This is a genomic window from Streptomyces sp. NPDC054770 (genome assembly GCF_053611985.1).
In genome coordinates this window covers 257,631-276,931 of the sequence record NZ_JBSHBL010000001.1, presented here as the reverse complement: position 1 = coordinate 276,931, position 19,301 = coordinate 257,631, and the positions used below count along the sequence as shown (strand labels likewise).

Below are 19,301 nucleotides of genomic sequence, written 5' to 3'. Positions count from 1 at the left end.
ACCGCAACAGGACCGCACCGCACCAGATCCGCACCGCACCAGGACCGCACCGCAACGGGGGAGACAATGACGGTACGACGACTGACCACGGCCCTGGCATGCCTGGCCGCCGCCCTGAGCTCGGCCTGGACCGCCGTCCCGGCCCGGGCGGCCACCGAGGCGGCACCGCGATCCGCCCCGGTCGTACGGACCCACGAAGGCGCCCTGCGCGGCAGCGCCGGGGACGGTTACCGCACCTTCGAGGGCATCCCGTACGCGGCTGCCCCGGTCGGTGCCCTGCGCTGGGCCCCGCCCCGGCCCGCCGCCCCGTGGACCGGCGTCCGGGACGCGACCCGGCCCGGCAGCGCGTGCCCGCAGCAGGCCGGCGAGGTACCCGGCGGCAGCACGGACGAGGACTGCCTCCACCTGAACGTGACCGCGCCCGCGTCCGCCTTCACCTCGCCCCGGCGTCCGAAGCCGGTGATCGTCTGGCTGCACGGCGGCGGGTTCACCACCGGCGCCGGCAGTTCCTACGACGCCCACCGGATGGCGGTGCGCGGGGACATCGTGGTGGTCACCGTCAACTACCGGCTGGGCGCCCTGGGTTTCCTCGGACACAGCGGACTGCCCGGCTCCGGCACCTTCGGACTCGCCGACCAGCAGGCGGCGTTGCGCTGGGTGCGGGCGAACATCGGCGCCTTCGGCGGTGACGCCCACGATGTCACCCTGGCCGGTGAGTCGGCCGGCGGCTTCAGCGTCTGCGCGCAGCTCGCCTCGCCCTCGGCCGCGGGCCTGTTCGACCGGGCGATCATCCAGAGCGGGCCCTGCACCGGCCGGCCGGAGCGTCCCTTCGCGCCCGCCGCGGCTGACCTGCCCACGGTGCGGGCGGCCGGGGCGCGGTTCGCGGCGGCGGTGGGCTGCGGGACCGCCCACGACGTCCTGGCCTGCCTGCGGCACGTGAGCGTCTCCCGGCTGCTCGCCGCGCAGGACACCGACCAGCAGCCGGCCTACGGCACACCGCTCCTGCCGTACGACCCCGGCACGGCCCTCGCGCGGGGACGCTTCGCTCACGTCCCGGTGCTGATCGGCAGCAACCACGACGAGGGCAACGGCTGGGCCGCCGGAATCATCCAGGCCGGAAATCCCGTCACCCCGGAGACCTGGCCCGACACCGTGGCCGCCTTCTTCCCGGATCCGGCGCAGACGGCCGCGATCGTCCGCACCTACCCGGTCACTGCATCCGACGGCGGCCCCGTGTTCGGAGCGGTCATCGGCGACAGCAACTTCGCCTGCCCCACCCTGCGCACCGCCGCCCTGCTCGACACCCGAGTCCCCGTGTGGCGCTACGAGTTCGCCGACGAGCACGCCCCCTTGCTCACCCCGGGCACCCCGCCGTTCCCGCTCGGCGCACCGCACGCGAGCGAACTCCCGTACCTGTTCGACCTGGGAGGCCGACCCCGGACCATGACCCCGGCCCAGCACCGGCTGGCCGACCTGATGATCGACTACTGGTCCCGCTTCGCGCGCACCGGCGACCCGGACGACGTGCCCTCGTCCGGCGTGGACCCGCGGCCCTGGCAACCCGGCGCGGTGCAGTCGCTGGCCCCCGGCCGCACCGGCCCGGCGCGGACCGCCGCCCAGCACCGCTGCGCCTTCTGGAACGCCCAGCGGTGACCGAAGCCCCGGCTCCGGCGCCGGTTCGTCCAGGGCGTCGCCGGCCCGGCGGTCAAGGGCCGAGCCCCTCGCCGGGCAGCCACTGCAGGGCGAACCAGAGCTCCATCCGGGCCCCCGGGTCCTGGAGGTCGACGTCGAGGAGGTCGGCCACCCGGGCCAGGCGGTGCCGGACGGTGTTGCGGTGCACCGCCAAGGCCGCCGCGGTGCGGTCCCAGCTGCCGTGCAGGGTGAGCCAGGTCCGCAGGGTGTCGAGAAGGACCTCGGCGCCCGGCGGGCCGGCCGGGTCCAGGGCGGCGAAGCGGGCACGGGCGAGTTCGCGGGCGTCGGCCGGAGCGACCAGCGCGTGGAGGGTGAGCGGGTCGGTGGTCTGGACGACGGCGGGGGTCCCGGCGGCGAGGGCGCGTCGCAGGGCCCGTTCCGCCTGCGTGTCGGCGTGCGGCAGGTCGGCCGCGGCGGCGGGCGCGCTGTAGCCGAGGACCCAGCCCAGCTCGGCCGCCCGGTCGGGGACGGCGGGCCGGGCGCCGGCGGCGCAGGGGACCAGCGCCTTGAGGGCGAGGCCGTCGATGTGTACATACGGGGTGCCCAACAGGCTTGCCAGAGCGGCCAGTTGAGCCAGGTCGGCGACGGCGGACGGGTCGCCGGGGCCGGGTGCTGCGGCGGGGCGGCGACGGCCGTGGACCACCGTCCAGTGCCCGCCCGCCGCCGGCCCGTCCCGGGGGGCCAGCGCGGGGGCCACCTCGACCGGCGCGGCCCCGAGCATCAGCCGTACCAGGGCGCCGACGCTGTGGGTGTCGGTGCTCAGGGCGTGCCGCGGGCTGGTGAGCAGGGCCAGCAGGACCGTCGCCGTGCCGGTCACCTGGCGGTGCACGGTGGTCGGGGGTGCGGTGGCGGCCTGTCCGAGGGCCAGTGCCGCGGCGGCCGTGCCCTCGGCACCGGCGGGCAGGGTGTGGACGGTGAGGTGGATGCCCTGGTCGGGGTCGTGGCTCGCCGCCGCCTTCGGGCCGCCGTCCCGCCGCAGGGTGCGTACGGCGAGGTCGCGCAGCAGGTGCGGGGCGGCGGGGCGGCGGCCCGCCGCGAGGAGTTCGGTGCCCTGGGCGTCGTACAGGACCGACCACGCCCCGGTGTGCGCGGCGAGCTGGCCGAGGACGGAGCGGAGGGCGTCCGGGCGGGCGGCGGCCGAGGCCAGCGCCGACTGGGCCCGGGAGACCTCCCGCAGCTCGCGGTTGCGGTCCTCGGCGATCGCCGCGTAGGCGGCCTGCCCGACGGCGACGAAGGGGGTGGCCGGCGGCAGGCGCAGCAGCGGCAGGCCGTGCCGGTCGCAGGCGCGGACGAGGTCCGGCGGCACCTCGGCGTGCACGGGGGCCACCCCGAAGCCGAGCGCGGCGACTCCGGCGGCGACGACTCGTCCTACGTAGGTGTCGATGCCGTCCGGGTCGTCCGGGAGCCGTACGCCGGAGGTGAGCAGGAGCTCGCCGCCGACGAGGTAGGGGGAGGGGTCCTCCAGCTCCGTGGTGCCGACCGTGCCGACCGTGCGGTCCCCGGCCGGCGGCCCGGCGACCTGGGTGAGGCCGAGGGCCGGGTCGGCGAGCAGCACGCCGAGGCGCACGGACGGCTGCCCGGCACCGGCAGCGGGGCCGGCAGCGGGGCCGGCTCCGGCGTCGGCTCCGGCGTTGGCTCCGATGTTGGCTCCGGCATTGGCGGATTCATCCAACGGGCGTCTCCATATTGGACAGAAGCGGCACTTCAGCCCCAGTACACCCCGTGGCTACGGTCGTGTCACCCCCCACTCCTCCCCGCTTCTCTCCCCCGTCCCCGGAGGATCCCGTGACTTTCGACTACCTCGTCATGGCCGTCTACCTGCTGGGCATCATCGGCGTCGGCTGGTGGGGCAAACGGCGTGCCGCCTCCAAGAGCGACTTCCTGGTCGCCGGCAGACGCCTCGGCCCCCTCATGTACACCGGCACCATGGCCGCCGTCGTCCTCGGCGGCGCCTCCACCATCGGCGGCGTCCGCCTCGGCTACACCTACGGCATCTCGGGCGCCACGATGGTCGGCGCCATCGGCCTCGGACTGCTCGCGCTGAGCGTCTTCTTCTCCGCCCGGATCGCCCGGCTGCGCGTCTACACGGTCGCGGAGATGCTCTCGCTCCGCTACGGCGACGCGGCCAGCGTGATCTCCGGCCTCGTCATGTGGGTCTACACCCTGATGCTGGCGGTGACCTCGACGATCGCCTACGCCAGCGTCTTCGACGTCCTCTTCGACGTGCCGCGCTGGGTCGCGGTGGTCGTCGGCGGCACGATCGTCGTGGGCTACTCGGCGCTCGGCGGCATGTGGTCCATCACCCTCACCGACATGGTGCAGTTCGTCGTGAAGAGCCTCGGCGTGCTGGTCCTGCTGCTGCCGATCGCGGTGGTGAAGGCGGGCGGCTTCGGCGCCATGGCCGACAAGCTCCCGCACGGCTACTTCTCGCCCACCTCCATCGGCGGCCAGACCATCTTCACCTTCGTGCTGATCTACACCTTCGGCATGCTGATCGGGCAGGACATCTGGCAGCGCGTCTTCACCGCCCGCAGCGACAAGGTCGCCTCCTGGGGCGGCACCGTCGCCGGTCTCTACTGTCTGGCCTACGCTCTGGCCGGCGCGTTCATCGGGATGGCGACGAAGACCCTCTACCCGAACCTGGCCGACGCCGACCAGGCCTTCGCCACCATCGTCAAGCACGTCCTGCCCACGGGCGTCCGGGGTCTGGTGCTGGCCGCCGCGCTGTCCGCGATGATGTCCACCGCCAGCGGCGCGCTGATCGCCTCCGCGACCGTCGCCAACAACGACATCTGGGCCCGGCTGCGCCGCCGTACGGTCTCCGGCGACCACGACGAGATCAGCTCCAACCGGCTCGCCATCGCCGTCCTCGGCGTCGTCGCCATGGGGATCGCCTGCGTCCTCGGCGACGTCATCTCCGCGCTCACCGTCGCCTACAACCTGCTCGTCGGCGGACTCCTGGTCCCGATCCTCGGCGGCCTGGTCTGGCGGCGCGGCAACCTGCCGGGCGCGCTGACCGCCATGATCGCGGGCGGTACGACGGTGATCACCTTCATGTTCACCGACGGCCTGCTCGCCAACGAGCCGATCTACTACGGCCTCCTCGCCAGCCTCGTCGCCTACGTCGGAGTCAGCCTCGCCACCAGGCCGACCGAGGAGACGGTCCTGGAGACCTGGCGCCGCCGCCTGGCCGGCGAGCCCGCCCCTGCCGCCGCGGCGCCCGAACTCAGCGCCGCCTGACCGCACCCGCACCACGCACCCGCACCTCGCACCACGCACCGGCGCCCGCACGTGCCCGTACCTCGATGAAAGGTCCCCCGATGCCCACCCCCGCCTCGGAAGAACTCCGTCTGCGCCGTGAACTCGCCGCCGTCTACCGGCTGGTGGCGCACTTCCGGATGACCGACCTGATCTTCACGCACATCTCGGTACGGCTCCCGGGCCCGGAGCACCACTTCCTGATCAACCCCTACGGCCTGCTCTTCGAGGAGATCACCGCCTCGAACCTGGTGAAGATCGACCTGTCCGGCAACCCGGTCGAGGAGACCCCGTACCCCGTGAACCCGGCCGGGTTCGTCATCCACAGCGCGATCCACGCCGCCCGCGCCGACGCCCGGTGCGTCCTGCACACCCACACCAGGGCCGGCTGCGCGGTCGCCGCCCAGGAGGACGGCCTGCTCCCGCTCAACCAGATCTCCATGGAGTTCTACGGCAGGCTCGGCCACCACGCCTACGAAGGCGTCGCCCTCAACCTCGCCGAGCAGCAGCGGCTGGTCGCCGACCTCGGCGGCCACCCGGCGCTGCTGCTGCGCAACCACGGCCTGCTGACCGTCGGCGAGACCCCCGGCCAGGCGTTCCTGCGCATGTACTACCTGGACAAGGCCTGCGAGATACAGACCACGGCAATGGCCGGGGGCGCGAAGCTCGTCCTCCCCGACCCCGAGGTCTGCGAGCTCACCGCCCGCCAGCTGACCGGCCAGAGCCACGACTCCGACCTCCAGGACGACAAGGCCTACGACCTCGCCTGGTCGGCCCTGCTCCGGCTCGCCGACCGCATCGCCCCCGACCACCGGGACTGACGGGCCACAGCGCTTCCAGCAGAGCGCTCGGCAGCGCCCCCGAAGGGGCGCGGGGCCCTGTCGGATATGCGGCTGCCGCCGCGTGGGCGCGACCAGCCACGACGGCGCCGCAGACGGCAGACGGCATGTCGCGGCGTTCCGGCGGAGCGCTCGGCTCAGTGCTCGTGCGGTTCGTCGCGGTGGACGGGGCCGTGCGCCTCCTCGCAGTGGCCGTCGGCGTCCAGGGGGAGCAGGTCGCGGTCGCCGGGCAGGGCGCTCTGCAGCACGGCGGCGGGGGCGTGGTCGACCTGGAGGGTGGTGTGGGTGATGCCGTGGTCGTGGCGCAGGAGTTCCTCCAGGTCGCGGCGGACGGCGTGGCAGTCGCCGCCGGGCTCGACCAGGATGTGCGCGGACAGGGCGGCCTGGCCGGAGGTGATCTGCCAGACGTGCAGGTCGTGGACCTCGACGACCTTGGACTGGGCGACCAGCTTGTCGCCCAGGGCGTCCGGGTCGACGTGGGCCGGTGCCGCCTCCAGGAAGATGCGGCCGGACTCGCGCAGCAGCCCGTAGCCGGCCTTCACCATCAGGGCGACCACCACGAGGGTGGCGATGGCGTCGGCGCGGGCGAAGCCGGTCAGGACGACGATCAGCGCGGCGATCGCGGTGCCGATGAAGGCGAACAGGTCGTTGAGGATGTGCTGGTAGGCGCCCTCCACGTTCAACGACGACCGGTTGGCCTTGGACAGGCACCAGGTCGCGGCCACGTTCACCACGATCCCGGCGAGCGCGGTCGCGAGCATCAGACCGCCCTCGACGTGCGGCGGGGAGATCAGCCGGCGTACCGCCTCGTAGGCGAGCCACCCCCCGAGCAGCAGCAGGGTCAGGCCGTTGGCCTGGGCGGAGAGGATCTCGGCGCGCTTGAGGCCGTAGGTGAAGCCGCCCTTGGCCGGGCGGGCGGCCAGCCGCATGGCGATCAGCGCGAGGACGATCGAGGCGGCGTCGGTGAGCATGTGCGCCGCGTCGGAGATGAGGGCCAGCGAACCGGCGACGACACCGACGACGACCTCGACCGCCATGAACGCGGTGATGAGGGTGAGCGCGATGGCCAGCCAGCGGCGGTCGGCGTCCGCCGAGACACCGTGGGAGTGCCCGGCATGCCCGCCCGCGCCGTGCCCCGAGGCGTGGTCGTGCCCGTGGTCGTGGTCGTGATCGCTCATGTTGACGTCTTCCCCCTCGCGACGGGTGCCCTGTCCGCAGTGAAACGCACCTGTCGGGGAATCGCCAAAGGCTGCACCGGTGACCGTTGTCATCTCCGTTAGCACGCCGCTGACCTGCGGAGATTCTCCAGGCCGGAGGAGCGGCGGAAGACGGCGGCCGGATCCGCTACGTCGCGCTCGGTTCCGCCGCCGGGCCGAACCCGCGCAGCTGCCGGATCGTGCCGCCGAGCCTGTCGCGGAACCCGCCCAGCATCTGCGGCTGGGCGCTGACGATCCAACGGGTGCCGACCAGGTACTTGCCGCCGTACCCGGAGGCGGAGTCCAGCCAGGTCTCCTTGAGCTCGTCGCTGGGGAAGGTGGTGATGAGGTAGTCGACCTCCTTCGTGTGGCACAGGCCCTGGCGCAGCTCCGCCGCGTCGATGCGGATCTTCGGCTCGCAGCCGGTCAGCTCGGCGATCACCTCGACCTTGGCCGGGGCCACCACACCGTTCGCGGGGGCGTCGGTCACGGCGGTCCTCGACTGCTTGCGCTCGCGCTCCGAGTCGTCGTCACCGCCGCCGCAGGCCGCGGTCAGGGGGACGAACGCCAGGGTCGCGGCCAGGGCCGCGCCGCGCATCAGGCGGCCGGGGTGCTGGACTCGGGGCTGCTGTGACACGTTGCCTCTCCGTCTCCGGGGGTCCCGCCCGCGGCCGAGGCCGACGGGCAGGTGTACGCCAAGGGGTACGGGTGAACATCCGTGGCCGTTCACCCCCTATGTCACGGCGAGTCCTTACGGGCCGCAGGCCTGGTCGGGCAGGGCGCCCGGCGTTACGCGCCCGGTCGCACGCCGAGGTCGGCGAGCAGGGCTCGTACCCGGGTCTCGATCTCGTCGCGGATCGGGCGCACCGCCTCGACGCCCTGCCCCGCGGGGTCGTCCAGCTTCCAGTCCAGGTAGGTCTTGCCGGGGAAGACGGGGCACGTGTCGCCGCATCCCATGGTGATCACCACGTCGGACGCCTGGACGGCCTCGGTGGTCAGGATCTTCGGGGTCTCGGCGGAGATGTCGACACCGGCCTCGCTCATCGCCTCGACGACGGCGGGGTTGACCGTGCCGGCGGGGGCCGATCCGGCGGAGCGGACCTCGACCGCGTCCCCGGCGAGGTGGGTGAGGTACGCGGCGGCCATCTGCGAGCGGCCGGCGTTGTGGACGCAGACGAAGAGGACGGAGGGGCGGTCGGGGGGCGGGGTGCTCATGGTGGCGTCTTTCCGGGAGGGGTCAGGGGAGGGTGGGGGCGGCGGCGGGGTCCGGGGCGCCGTGCGGGGCCGGGGTGTCGGTCCGGGCCGGGACCGTGCGCTCGAAGAGCCCGGCCGCCAGGGCCAGTCCCAGCCCGGCGCCGACCAGTTGTGCCGCGATGAACGGGGCGACCGAGCCGGGCGCGATGCCGGCGAAGGTGTCCGTGAAGGCGCGGCCGATCGTGACCGCCGGGTTCGCGAACGACGTCGAGGACGTGAACCAGTAGGCCGCGCCGATGTACGACGCCACGGCGACCGGGGCGAGAGCGGCGCGGCCGGCCCGGGACAGCCCGATGACCAGGAGGACCAGGCCGGCGGTGGCGACGACCTCGCCCAGCCACAGGTGCCCGGCGGCGCGGTCGTGGGTGGACCACCGGATCAGCGGCCTGCCGAACATGGCGTCCGCCAGGAGCGCCCCGGCGATCGCTCCCGCGGTCTGGGCGGGCAGGTAGGCCGCCAGGTCGCGTGCGGTCGGTCCGTCGCCGGTGCGGCGGCCGTCGAGCCAGGCCGCGAGCGTGACGGCCGGGTTGAAGTGGGCCCCGGAGACCGGGCCGAGCAGTGCGACGAGCACGCCCAGGCCGAAGACGGTGGCCAGCGAGTTGGCGAGCAGTTGTACGCCGGCGTCCCGGGAGAGTTCGGTGGCCTGGATGCCCGAGCCGACCACCACGGCGACCAGCGCCGCCGAGCCGACCGCCTCGGCGAGGGTCCGGCGCCCCAGGGAGGCGCTCACGCGAGCGCCGCCGCGGTCGCCGGCGTCCTCAGGAACACGGCCAGCCGGTCCAGGGCCGACGGCAGCACCCAGTAGTAGACCCAGGTGCCGCGCCGCTCGCAGTCGATGAGGCCGGCCTGGCGCAGCAGCTTGAGGTGGTGGGAGATGGTGGGCTGGGAGAGGTCGAAGGCGGGGGTCAGCTCGCACACGCACACCTCGCCGCGCCCACGGCCCTCGCCGCGCCCACCCCCGCCGTTCTGGCTGTCCTCGCCGTCCTCGCCGACCTCGCCGCGTGAGGCGATCATCGACAGCAGGCGGAGCCGGACCGGATCGCCGAGCGCCTTGAAGACCCTGGCCAGTTCGGCCGCCCGCTCCTCGTCCAGCGGGGCCTCGGACACCCCCGGGCAGCAGGCCGCGCCGCCGTCCTGGCCGAGCACCTCAAGCTCTTGTTTCGACATCCCTCTATGTTGACGTCTTTCGATTCAAGGCGCAAGGTTGCATCGACAGATGTCAATACAAGCCAGTGCCAGCCGATACAGCCGTCCCTCCGGGAGTGAGTCATGAGCGAGCAGTCCACCGGCCCGTCGACCGACCTGCGCGAAACCGTCCGGGCGCGCTACGCGGCCGCGGCCCTGAAGGTCACCACAGGCGGCGCCGGCGCCTGTTGCGGACCCGAGCCGGTCGAGGTCGACGACCACTTCGGCTCGGCGCTCTACGCCGCCGACGTACGCGACACCCTGCCCGCCGAGGCCGTCGCCGCCTCCCTCGGCTGCGGCAACCCCACCGCCGTGGCCGAACTCCGCGAGGGCGAGCGCGTCCTGGACCTCGGCTCCGGCGGCGGCATCGACGTCCTGCTCTCCGCCCGCCGGGTCGGCCCGGCCGGGAAGGCGTACGGGCTGGACATGACCGAGGAGATGCTCGCCCTGGCCGTGGCCAACGCCGAGAAGGCGGGGGCCGCCAACGTCGAGTTCCTCAAGGGGACCATCGAGGCGGTCCCGCTGCCCGCGAACACCGTCGACGTGGTCATCTCCAACTGCGTGATCAACCTGTCCGTCGACAAGCCCGCCGTCTTCGCCGAGACCTACCGGGTGCTCAGGCCCGGCGGCCGTCTCGGCGTGACCGACGTCGTCGCCGACGACACCCTCACGCCCGGACAGCGGGCCGAGCGCGGCGACCACGTCGGCTGCATCGCCGGGGCGCTCTCCTTCGCCGAGTACCGGGCGGGCCTGGCGGCCGCGGGCTTCACGGACATCGAGATCACTCCCACGCACCCGGTCGCCGACGGCATGCACTCCGCCGTCATCCGGGCGGCCAAGCCTGCCGACTCCGGTGGGACGAGCGGCTCGGCGCCGACGACGGCCGCCTGTTGCGGTGTCACCGCCTGCTGCACGCCGGACGAGCAGGCCGCCGACCCGTCGGCCACGGTGGCCGAGGCCAAGGCGCGCTCGGGGTGCGGTTGCCGGAACTGACAGCCGCACCGGGCGTCGTACCGGCGACCGGGCCTTCGGCGGCTACGCGGCCCTTCGGCGGCTACGCCGGCGGACGCTGACCGCGCGACGCGGGCGCACCGGGCAGTTCCACGGTGATGCGGAGTCCGCCGGCGGGGCGTGGGGTGAGGGTGAGGGTGCCGTCGTGGGCCTGGGCGATGGTCTTGACGATCGCCAGGCCGAGGCCAACGCCCGCGTGGTCGGCGTGGGTGCGTTCGGTGCCGCGCTGGAACGGCTCGGTGAGGGTCGCGGCCAGCTGCGGGGCGACCTGCTCGCCGGTGTTCTCGACGGTGAGCACCGCGGTCCTGGCGCGGACGCCGGTGCGGACCCACACGGTGCCCCGGCCGGGCAGGTTGTGGACGATCGCGTTGTGCACGAGGTTCGTGGTCAGTTGCAGCAGGAGCGCCGGTGATCCGGTCGTGGGGGTGATGTCGCCGCCGGTCTCGATGGCGATGCCGTGCTTCTCCGCGAGCGGGAGCAGGGTCTCGGTGGCTTCCTCCGCCAGGAGGGACAGGTCGACGGGTTCCCGGGCGAAGGACCGCTGGTCGGCGCGGCTGACCAGGAGCAGTGCCTCGGTGAGGTCGATCGCCCGGGTGTTGACGGCGTGCAGGCGGTCGATGATCTCGCCGGTGTTGTGGTCCGGGTCGGCGCGGGCCACGTCGAGCAGTGCCTTCGAGATCGCCAGCGGTGTGCGCAGTTCGTGGGAGGCGTTGGCCGCGAATCGCTGCTGTCCGGCGACGTGTGCTTCGAGCCGGGCCAGCATCGTGTCGAAGGAGTCGGCCAGTTCGCGGAACTCGTCGTTGGCACCCGGCAGCCGGATCCGGTGCGAGAGCGATCCGTCGGCGGCCATGCGGGTGGCGTCCGTGATCCGGGTCAGCGGGGCGAGCATGCGGCCGGCGAGCAGCCACCCTCCCGCGAGGCCGAACAACAGCAGGAACGTCAGCACGACCGCCGCGGTCGGGGCGAAGGAGCGCAGGACGGCGTAGCGGTAGTCGGGCAGGAGGACCAGCCCGACGTGTTTCACCTGGAGCAGGAAGACTCCCGCGGCCACGAGCAGCAGGATGCCGGCCAGCATGAGGAAACCGGCGTAGCTGAGGGTGAGTTTGAAGCGGACGCTCAGCCCGGGTGCCCTATCCATGCTCGCCGCCTTCGGCTCCGGCCGCCGGCCGCCGGGTGTCCATGCGGTAGCCGACGCCCGGCACGGTGGCGATGATCCAGGGTTCGCCGAGCCGTTTGCGCAGTGCCGAGACGGTGATGCGTACGGCGTTGGTGAACGGGTCGGCGTTGGCGTCCCACGCGCGTTCCAGGAGTTCCTCGGCGCTGACGACACCGCCCTCGGCGGCCACGAGCACTTCGAGCACGGCGAACTGCTTCCTGGTCAGCGCGACATAGCGGCCGTCCCGGTAGACCTCCCTGCGGAACGGGTCCAGCCGCAGTCCCGCGATCTCCCGTACCGGGGGCCTGCTGTAGCCGCGTCTGCGGTTGAGCGCCCGCAGCCTGAGCACGAGCTCCTGGAGCGCGAAGGGTTTCGTGAGGTAGTCGTCGGCGCCGAGTTCGAACCCGGACGCCTTGTCGTCGAGGCGGTCGGCCGCGGTGAGCATCAGGATCGGCATACCGCTGCCGGAGGCGACGATCCGGCCGGCGATCTCGTCACCGGAGGGTCCGGGGATGTCGCGGTCGAGGACGGCGATGTCGTAGGCGTTGACGCCCAGCAGCTCCAGAGCCGTGCCACCGTCACCCGCGATGTCGGCCGCGATCGCCTCCAGGCGCAGCCCGTCGCGGATGGCTTCGGCCAGGTAGGGCTCGTCCTCGACGATCAGCACACGCATGCCATCGAGGCTACGAGCCCGCGCATATCGTCGGCGTATCGAAAACCGCATACGCGCCGGCGACACGGCACCGCCTTGACTGGCGGTATGCATCGAGCCTCACCACCAACACGACCGACGACGCGCGTGCACCCGGCGGAGACCGGCCCAAACGCCTCCGCCCGCCCGGACACCCGCCCCGGCACCCGGCCCGGCCCCTGGAAGCGCGGCCCGGTGCTCGCGGCGTCGGCGCTGCTGCTCGGGCTGCTCATGCTGCTGCACGCGCGGATCACCGGCTTTGGGGGCCTGGGCAGTCTGGTGGAGACGTTCCTGCCGTGGTTCGGCCTGTTCGTTCCGGTGCTGCTGGCGGGGGCGCTGTGGCGCCGCTCCGCCGCCGCGGTGGTCGCGCTGGTGCTGCCGGTCACGGTGTGGCTGAGCCTCTTCGGCGGACTGCTCGGCGACAGGTCCCGCCCGGGCGGCGACCTCACGGTGGTCAGCCACAACGTCGACGCCGGCAACCCCGACCCGGCCGGCACCGCCCGCGAGCTGGCCGCCTCCGGGGCGGACCTGCTGGCGCTGGAGGAGATCACCCCGCAGGCCGAACCGGTGTACGAGAAGGGGCTGGCGAAGGCGTACCCGTACCACACGGTGCAGGGCACGGTCGGGCTGTGGAGCAGGCTGCCGCTGTCGGACACCCGGCCGGTCGACATCGAGACGGACTACGGGCCGCTGGCGAAGACCAAGCCGGCCGCCGTCAGGCTGGCCTACAACCGGGCGCTGCGCACCACGGTGACCACGGACCACGGGCCGCTGGCGGTGTACGTGGCCCATCTGGGGTCCGTACGCCTGCTGCCCGGCAGCGGCTTCTGGACGGAGAGCCGGGACCGCGGTGCGAGGGCGCTCGCCGCGGCCGTGGCCGCCGAGCCGGACAAGCGGGTGGTGCTGCTCGGCGACCTGAACGGCACCATGGACGACCGTGCGTTCGCCGGCCTCACCGCGCGGCTGCGCTCGGTGCAGGAGGCGGCCGGCGACGGCTTCGGCTTCAGCTGGCCGGCGGAGTTCCCGGTGGCGCGGATCGACCAGATCCTGGTCCGCGGGATGCGGCCGCAGAGCTCATGGGTGCTGCCCGCCACCGGCAGCGACCACCTCCCGGTGGCCGCCGGAATCGACTGGTGACGCTGAAGAGCGAGCCCTGTCCGGACACCTGCTTCGACTTTCCCGTCACCTGACGAGCGCGCCGGAGCCGGGCCAGGTGACGAAGTCGTCGGGGAGAGCGGCGGCTTGTGCGGCACGGTGTCAGGGGCCGTGCCGCACAAGCGGTCAGGGGCTGCTGTGCGCCGTCTCGCGGGTGCGATCGGAATCGGTGCGCAGGACTCCCGCGGCGGCAGCGGTGATCACACACAGCAGGGTCAGCAGCACGAAGGCGTGGTTCAGTGCCATGAGATGGGTCAGCCAGCCGATGACGGCAGGGCCGGCGAGCATGCCGCAGTAGCCGAGGCCGGCGACACGGGAGACGTTGGCGCCGGCGGCGGCGGGGTCGGCGTGCCCGGCCGCGCTGAACAACTGGGGGACGCAGCCGGACAGCCCCAGGCCGAACAGCCCCCACCCGGCGAACGCGGACCACACCCAGGGGGAGAAAGCCACGATCGTGATGCCGACGGCGGCTGTCGCCGAGCCGTGGCGGAGGATGGCCACGGACCCGAACCGGGCGACGAGACGGTCTGCGAGCAGCCGGCCGATGGTCATCGTCGCCGCGTAGGTGCCGTAGGCGAAGGCGGCGGTGCTCGCGGGCGTGCCGAGGACGTCCTTCAGGTGCAGGGCGCTCCAGTCGTTCGCGGCCCCCTCGCACAGCATGACGACGAGGGCGAGGCCGGCGAGGACCCAAATGCGCCCGGGGGCGCTGCGCCGCTTCGCGGCCGGTGCCCGCTCCGCTTCCGCGGAGCCGGAGCCGGAGCCGGTGGCAGCGGCAGCGGGTGCCGGCGCGGCCGGCAGCAGAGAACGCGCCGACGCCAGTGCGGTCACGACGCCGATGGCTCCCAGGGCGCCCATGGTCGCGGCCGGGCTCGCGCCGGTACTCGCGGCAGCCGCCGCGACGAGCGAGGCGATGACGCCGCCGACGGAGAACATGGCGTGGAAGGCCGACATGACAGGCCGGCCGTACGCCTTCTCCACGTGCACGGCGTGGGCGTTCATGCTCACGTCCAGGCAGCCGTTGGCGAAGCCGAAGACCAGCAGGGCGCCGGCCAGCGTCCCGGGATCACGGGACAGGCCGGGCAGCACCAGGGTCGCGCTGCACAGCACGCCGGCGGCGGGGACCACCACCCGTGCCCCGAGGCGGTCGGCCAGCCGCCCGGCGACCTGCATGCCGACGAAGGCCCCGAGCCCCAGCAGGACCAGCAGCCCGCCCAGCGTCGCGTGGCTGATGCCCACGCGCTCCTCGACGGCGGGGATGTGCACCACCCAGGCGCCCATCAGGGTGCCGCAGAGGATGAAGTAGACGAAGGTCGCCACTCGGGCGGCGCGAAGGGAGCGGTCCATGCCGGCCACCGTAACGAACATTTTTTATGTGCGAAAGTCATCCTTACGAACGCATTGAATGTTCATTTCGGGTGGTGTTCAATCACGCCATGACCAACACAGACCGGCACGGCCTGATCGCCCGGGCCGTCGGAGAGTCGGGCAGCGCCACGGTCCAGGACCTCGCCGAGCTGACCGGTGCCTCGGAGATGACCATCCGGCGCGACCTCGACACGCTGGCCGCGCAAGGCGTTCTCGAACGCGTCCGGGGCGGCGCGCGCACCCTGCTGCTCAGGGGCGAGGAGCCGCCCTTCGCGCTGCGGGCCCGCGAGGCCGTGGAGGCCAAGCGCCGGATCGCGGCCGAGGTGTCCTCGCTCATCGCCGACGGTGAGACCGTCGTGCTGGACAGCGGCACCACCTGCCTGGAGGTGGCCCGCCTGCTGCGTCAACGGCCGGTGACGGTGATGCCCCTGTCACTGCAGGCCATCCACCTGTTCGGCGAGACGCCGGGCCCGACCGTGCTGCTGGTGCCCGGCGGACGGCCCCGCGCCGCCGAGGGGGCCCTCACCGGCCCTCTCACGCTCGCCTCCCTGTCGGCCCTGCGCTTCGACACCGCGGTCATCGGCTGTTGCGGGTTGAGCGCGACCGAGGGCCTGACCGCCTACGACCTCGACGACGCGGCGGTGAAGAAGGCGGCCATCGCCTCCGCACGCCGCGTCATCGCCGCCGCGGACGGCGGCAAGCTCGGCCGCACCGCCCACGCCTACGTCGGCCCCTCCGCCCTCCTGCACACCCTCGTCACCGACGCCACGGCGCCCGCCGAAGAAGTCGCCGCGCTCGAAGGCACCAGCACCGTCGTCAGTACGGTCTGACGGGAGGGAGGACATCGGCGAGCTCATGAGCCACCGTGACGACATCGGGCAGCAGCCGGGGTCCGTCGAAGACGTGGTCCCGCGGGCGGTACCGGGCGAGACGGCGGCACGGGACTCCGCACTCCGGCTGGTGTCGGCCTCGCCCCTGTACCGCGGCGCGACGATCGCCCTGTTCCTGGCCGGGCTCGGGCAGTCCGCGGCCGCGCCGCAGATCGCCCTGTTCCTGACCAAGGAGCTGGGCGGCTCGCTGACCACCGCCGGACTGTTCTACCTCACCAGCCTGACCGCGCCGGTGGCCGGCTACCTGGTCGGTGCGCGGTCGGACCGCACCGGGGGACGGCTGGGGCTGTTCCGCGCGTGCGCTGTCGCGGGCTTCCTGGGCTGGGCGGGCATCGCCTGCGCGACGCAGCTGTGGATGCCCTTCGTCATCAGTGCCCTGGTCCTCGGCTTCGCCGGTGGTGCCGCCTCCCAGATCTTCGCCGCCATCCACGACGAACTGGGCGTCCGCCCCAGCGCGGCCGGCGACGGGGTGGTCTCCGTCGTGCGGATGGCACTGACCGCCGGCTGGATCGTCGGACCGTCCGCCGGAGCCGTCCTCTCGGCCCGCTTCGGGCTGCGGCCCATGCTGGCCGCCACCGCACTGTGCACCCTGGCGCAGATCGTCCCGCTGGGCGCGCTCCGCACACCACCGAAACCGGAGTCCGCGAGCCCGGAGTCCGCGAGCCCGCCGCCGGCAGCCGTGCCCGTGCGGCCCGTACCCGTGCGGCCGGACGCCGCCCCCCTTCGGACGAAGCTGCGGACGATGCGGCCGCTGCTGCTGTACACGGCGCTGTACGTATGCGTGTACGCCGGCGAGCCGATCAAGTACGCGTATCTGCCGATCTACATGACCGAGCGCCTGCACTTCCCCTCCGGGACCGAAGGCGCGGTCATCGGCGTCCAGCCGCTGGTGGAACTGGTGTTGATGCCGTTCGCCGTCCTGGCCGCCCGACGGATCGGGACGCTGCGGCTCATGGTCGTCGCGGCCGGGTTCGGTGTCGCCGCCAACATCTGCTTCGCCACCACCGGCAGCGCGCCCGGACTGTTCGCCGGTCAGATCCTGATGGGCGGGGTCTGGGGAGTCTTCGCGGCGCTCGGGATCATCATGGCCCAGCGTCTGCTGCCCAGCGCCGTGGCCACCGCTTCCGCGATCTTCATGAGCTCCACCGCGCTCAGTTCCGCGCTGGGAGGGTCCGCCGGAGGACTGGGAGTCGCGGCGGTCGGTCTGCCCCGTGCCTTCCTCGTACCGGCCGCGTTCGCGCTCGTCGCCGTCGTCGGGCTGTTTCTGCTGGACCGGTCCACCAGGAAGTCGCGGGCATCCTCCCCGGGGCCGGCGGGCCCGGCATGACCTCGCGGCTTCGGGGAACCCGGGAAGCGAACGGGGGTCATGGAACTGCAGGAGGTACAGTCATGATCGCCATCGGCCTCATCCTGCTCATCGTCGGATTCGTCACGGGCATATCGATCCTGTGGACCATCGGCATCATCCTGCTCGTCGTCGGGGCCGTCTTCTGGATCCTGGGATCGATGGGGCACGCGGTCGCCGGCCGACGCCACTACTGGTGAGCGTGACGCCGGCCGCGGACGCGGGCCTCACTTCGTGAAGGTGAAGTACTTCCAGGCGCCGTACGTCGTCGTGTTGACGCTGTCGCCCGAGCCGCTGACGTACGAGTTGCGGACCCGGTACCGGTAGCCGGTGGGCGGGGTGCCCGTGAGCGTGACGGCGGACCTGCCCTGGGAGTCGAGCTTGAAGTACTGCTTGGCCGTGGTCTGCCAGACACCCTCGGCGTAGATCTGGATCTGGAGCAGCTGCTTGCGGCCCGGGTACGGCGTCATCGTGGCGGTGACGACCGGGTCCTTGGACTGCCTGAAGTAGTAGTACGTGTGGTTCCACGCGTACTTGGTCTTGTAGGCGCCGGCGAGCGCGGTGGAGACCTTCACCCGGGCGCCGACCGTGCTCGTCGTCGTCCTCGGCGCGTAGCGCGCGTCGCCCGCGAACTTCGCGGTGAGCTCGGTCTTCCGCGTCAGGGTGAGGGTGACCGAGAGGTTGCCGGCCGAGTTGACCGTGCCCGACTTCACCAGGGTGCTGGGCTTGTCGGAGCCGTACGGGTTGGCCCAGATCTCGACCTTGCGGTTCTTGTAGGTCGTACCGAGGTGCGCCGTGAACGAGACGGACTTGGCGTAGTCGTACGCCTTGCCGTCGTTGTTCAGCGTCAGCGTGGGCGTGGCGCGCGAGACGTCGACGGTGTCCGAGGCGGTCGCCGCGGTGTGCGTGGCGTCACCGGCGTACGTCACCTTGTACGTCACCTTGCCGCCGGCCGGCGGGGTGTCCGTGAAGGAGTACGAGCCGCCCGTGCCGAGGTACTTGGTGCCGAGCGACTTGCCGTTCGGCGAGTCGAGGTCGGTGCGGGTGACCTGGAGCGGGGTGCCCGCGGGCAGCGCCAGGTTCGAGGTGAGTCTGCCCTTGACCGTGAGCGACGTGGCGCGGGTGGCCTTCGCCGGGGCGGCCGCCGTCAGGGTGGGGGCGTACATGCGGGGCGCGTCGACGGTCTGGAACCGCATGGCGTCGGCGGACCCGGTCAGCACGAACAGCCGCGAGCCGTCGGCCGACCAGACGGCGGAGTGGCCGCCCGGCATCCAGTCGCGCGACAGGTTGCGGACGCTGGCCGGCTGGGCCGGGTCGGTGCCGAAGACATACGTGTCGCCGACGTCGTCGGTGTCGAGGACGGTGGCCGCGACCGTGCCGTCCGGGGCGATGTCGACCGTCTTCGGTGCCGAGACGGTCGGGAAGGTGCGCACCTCGGACAGGTCGGAGAGACGGTACTCGGTGAGCGCCCGGGTCCCGGGTCCGGCGACGACCACGTTCTGGCCGTCCGGAGTGAGGGCCGCGTCATTGAAGAAACCATTCTTCTCGGCGGAGACGCGGATCGCCGGGGTGCCGGAGGAGATGTCGTAGACGATCATCGGGCCGGAGCTGATGCCCGCGTCCAGCGCGAGCAGCGTGCCCGGGTTGTCGGGGTCGGCGCGGAGCACGGGCGGGTCGGCGAAGTCGTGACCGGCCGCCAGGTCCAGAGTCACCGTGGGCGTCTCGGCGCTCAGGTCCACCTCGCCGAGCCCGGAGTCCCACTGGTCGCCGTAGCCGAACCACAGCCGGCCGTCGGCGTAGGCGAGGTGGGAGGGGACCGTCTTGTCGCCCGTCGGGTACTCGGCGCGCTGCGTGAGCTGCGCAGTGTCGATGGCGACGATCTTGTCGGCGCCGTAGACCGCGGCCCACAGCGTGCCGGAGTCCGGGCTCAGCTCCAGGTCGAGGACCTGGGGCAGGCCGGTGAGCCTGGTGACGACCTGGCCGGTGAAGTCGGTGACGACGATCTGGTTGTCGTAGGCGTCGCTGATGAACACCCGCTGGTGGACGCCGTCCACGACGGTGTCGTTCACGCCCCAGACCGGTATGGGCGTGCTGGAGTCGGCGGCCGCCGGTGCGGCGAGCACCACGGAGCCGAACAGGGCCGCCAGGGCGGTGGCGGCCGGAAGAGTGCGCAGACGCACGGTGTCGATCCCCCCGGAACGAAAATGAGCGCCAGGTGAGCGCCGAGTAAGCGAAGGGTAAATGACGGTCCGGGACACCGCGGC

At 72.9% G+C, this 19,301-nt stretch carries 18 protein-coding genes; 8 read left to right on the top strand and 10 right to left on the bottom strand.

The window, feature by feature from the left end; translation table 11 throughout:
- Positions 1-66 precede the first annotated feature (66 nt).
- Entirely contained in the window at positions 67-1,653 is a 1,587-nt protein-coding gene (locus ACWGKQ_RS01165; RefSeq protein WP_453289759.1) for a carboxylesterase/lipase family protein, read from the top strand.
- Between the two features lie 52 nt (positions 1,654-1,705).
- Here the strand turns inward: ACWGKQ_RS01165 and ACWGKQ_RS01160 are convergent, their stop codons facing one another.
- Positions 1,706-3,364, bottom strand: a complete 1,659-nt coding sequence (locus ACWGKQ_RS01160; RefSeq protein WP_453289758.1) for a PucR family transcriptional regulator — start codon at positions 3,362-3,364, stop codon at positions 1,706-1,708.
- Between the two features lie 113 nt (positions 3,365-3,477).
- On the opposite strand from ACWGKQ_RS01160, the gene ACWGKQ_RS01155 reads away from it, so the two are divergent.
- Entirely contained in the window at positions 3,478-4,932 is a 1,455-nt protein-coding gene (locus ACWGKQ_RS01155; protein ID WP_453289757.1) for a sodium:solute symporter, read from the top strand.
- An 80-nt stretch (positions 4,933-5,012) separates the two neighbouring features.
- Positions 5,013-5,771, top strand: coding sequence for a class II aldolase/adducin family protein (locus tag ACWGKQ_RS01150; RefSeq protein ID WP_453289756.1), 759 nt, complete (start codon positions 5,013-5,015; stop codon positions 5,769-5,771).
- Between the two features lie 155 nt (positions 5,772-5,926).
- On the opposite strand, the gene ACWGKQ_RS01145 is transcribed toward ACWGKQ_RS01150, so the two are convergent.
- The 5 genes from ACWGKQ_RS01145 to ACWGKQ_RS01125 form a co-directional block, all read right to left on the bottom strand.
- Entirely contained in the window at positions 5,927-6,967 is a 1,041-nt protein-coding gene (locus ACWGKQ_RS01145; RefSeq protein WP_453289755.1) for a cation diffusion facilitator family transporter, read from the bottom strand.
- A gap of 166 nt (positions 6,968-7,133) precedes the next feature.
- Entirely contained in the window at positions 7,134-7,583 is a 450-nt protein-coding gene (locus ACWGKQ_RS01140; protein WP_453290001.1) for a hypothetical protein, read from the bottom strand.
- Between the two features lie 191 nt (positions 7,584-7,774).
- Positions 7,775-8,200, bottom strand: a complete 426-nt coding sequence (locus ACWGKQ_RS01135) for an arsenate reductase ArsC (RefSeq protein ID WP_453289754.1) — start codon at positions 8,198-8,200, stop codon at positions 7,775-7,777.
- A 22-nt stretch (positions 8,201-8,222) separates the two neighbouring features.
- Entirely contained in the window at positions 8,223-8,969 is a 747-nt protein-coding gene (locus ACWGKQ_RS01130; RefSeq protein WP_453289753.1) for an aquaporin, read from the bottom strand.
- Positions 8,966-9,406, bottom strand: coding sequence for an ArsR/SmtB family transcription factor (locus tag ACWGKQ_RS01125; protein ID WP_453289752.1), 441 nt, complete (start codon positions 9,404-9,406; stop codon positions 8,966-8,968). The genes ACWGKQ_RS01130 and ACWGKQ_RS01125 overlap by 4 nt, the downstream gene beginning before the upstream one ends.
- A gap of 102 nt (positions 9,407-9,508) precedes the next feature.
- Here ACWGKQ_RS01125 and arsM point away from each other — a divergent pair, with 102 nt between their 5' ends.
- Positions 9,509-10,417 carry an arsenite methyltransferase gene (gene arsM, locus ACWGKQ_RS01120; RefSeq protein ID WP_453289751.1) on the top strand — a complete coding sequence of 303 codons (909 nt, stop codon included), beginning with the start codon at positions 9,509-9,511 and terminating at the stop codon, positions 10,415-10,417.
- Positions 10,418-10,478: 61 nt separating this feature from the next.
- Here the strand turns inward: arsM and ACWGKQ_RS01115 are convergent, their stop codons facing one another.
- Both ACWGKQ_RS01115 and ACWGKQ_RS01110 read right to left on the bottom strand, forming a co-directional pair.
- The gene (locus ACWGKQ_RS01115) at positions 10,479-11,573 is read right to left on the bottom strand and encodes a sensor histidine kinase (RefSeq protein WP_453289750.1); all 1,095 of its coding nucleotides are present in this window, start codon (positions 11,571-11,573) and stop codon (positions 10,479-10,481) included.
- Positions 11,566-12,264, bottom strand: a complete 699-nt coding sequence (locus ACWGKQ_RS01110) for a response regulator transcription factor (protein WP_453289749.1) — start codon at positions 12,262-12,264, stop codon at positions 11,566-11,568. Before ACWGKQ_RS01110 ends, ACWGKQ_RS01115 begins: the two co-directional genes overlap by 8 nt.
- Positions 12,265-12,351: 87 nt before the next feature.
- Here ACWGKQ_RS01110 and ACWGKQ_RS01105 point away from each other — a divergent pair, with 87 nt between their 5' ends.
- Positions 12,352-13,419: an endonuclease/exonuclease/phosphatase family protein gene (locus ACWGKQ_RS01105; protein ID WP_453289748.1), complete on the top strand. Its 1,068-nt coding sequence runs from the start codon at positions 12,352-12,354 to the stop codon at positions 13,417-13,419.
- Positions 13,420-13,563: 144 nt separating this feature from the next.
- Here ACWGKQ_RS01105 and ACWGKQ_RS01100 read toward each other — a convergent pair whose 3' ends face one another.
- A complete protein-coding gene (locus tag ACWGKQ_RS01100; RefSeq protein WP_453289747.1) occupies positions 13,564-14,781 on the bottom strand; it encodes an MFS transporter in 1,218 nt (405 codons plus the stop codon).
- An 89-nt stretch (positions 14,782-14,870) separates the two neighbouring features.
- On the opposite strand from ACWGKQ_RS01100, the gene ACWGKQ_RS01095 reads away from it, so the two are divergent.
- The 3 genes from ACWGKQ_RS01095 (at position 14,871) to ACWGKQ_RS01085 (ending at position 17,237) form a co-directional block, all read left to right on the top strand.
- Positions 14,871-15,632 carry a DeoR/GlpR family DNA-binding transcription regulator gene (locus ACWGKQ_RS01095; protein ID WP_453289746.1) on the top strand — a complete coding sequence of 254 codons (762 nt, stop codon included), beginning with the start codon at positions 14,871-14,873 and terminating at the stop codon, positions 15,630-15,632.
- Positions 15,633-15,657: 25 nt separating this feature from the next.
- On the top strand, positions 15,658-17,019 hold the full coding sequence (locus tag ACWGKQ_RS01090; protein WP_453289745.1) for an MFS transporter: 1,362 nt from the start codon (positions 15,658-15,660) through the stop codon (positions 17,017-17,019).
- Between the two features lie 62 nt (positions 17,020-17,081).
- Positions 17,082-17,237: a DUF6131 family protein gene (locus tag ACWGKQ_RS01085; protein ID WP_453289744.1), complete on the top strand. Its 156-nt coding sequence runs from the start codon at positions 17,082-17,084 to the stop codon at positions 17,235-17,237.
- A 27-nt stretch (positions 17,238-17,264) separates the two neighbouring features.
- Here the strand turns inward: ACWGKQ_RS01085 and ACWGKQ_RS01080 are convergent, their stop codons facing one another.
- Positions 17,265-19,217 (bottom strand): YncE family protein, encoded by a 1,953-nt coding sequence (locus tag ACWGKQ_RS01080; RefSeq protein ID WP_453289743.1) that lies wholly within the window; start codon positions 19,215-19,217, stop codon positions 17,265-17,267.
- Between the last annotated feature and the right edge of the window lie 84 nt (positions 19,218-19,301).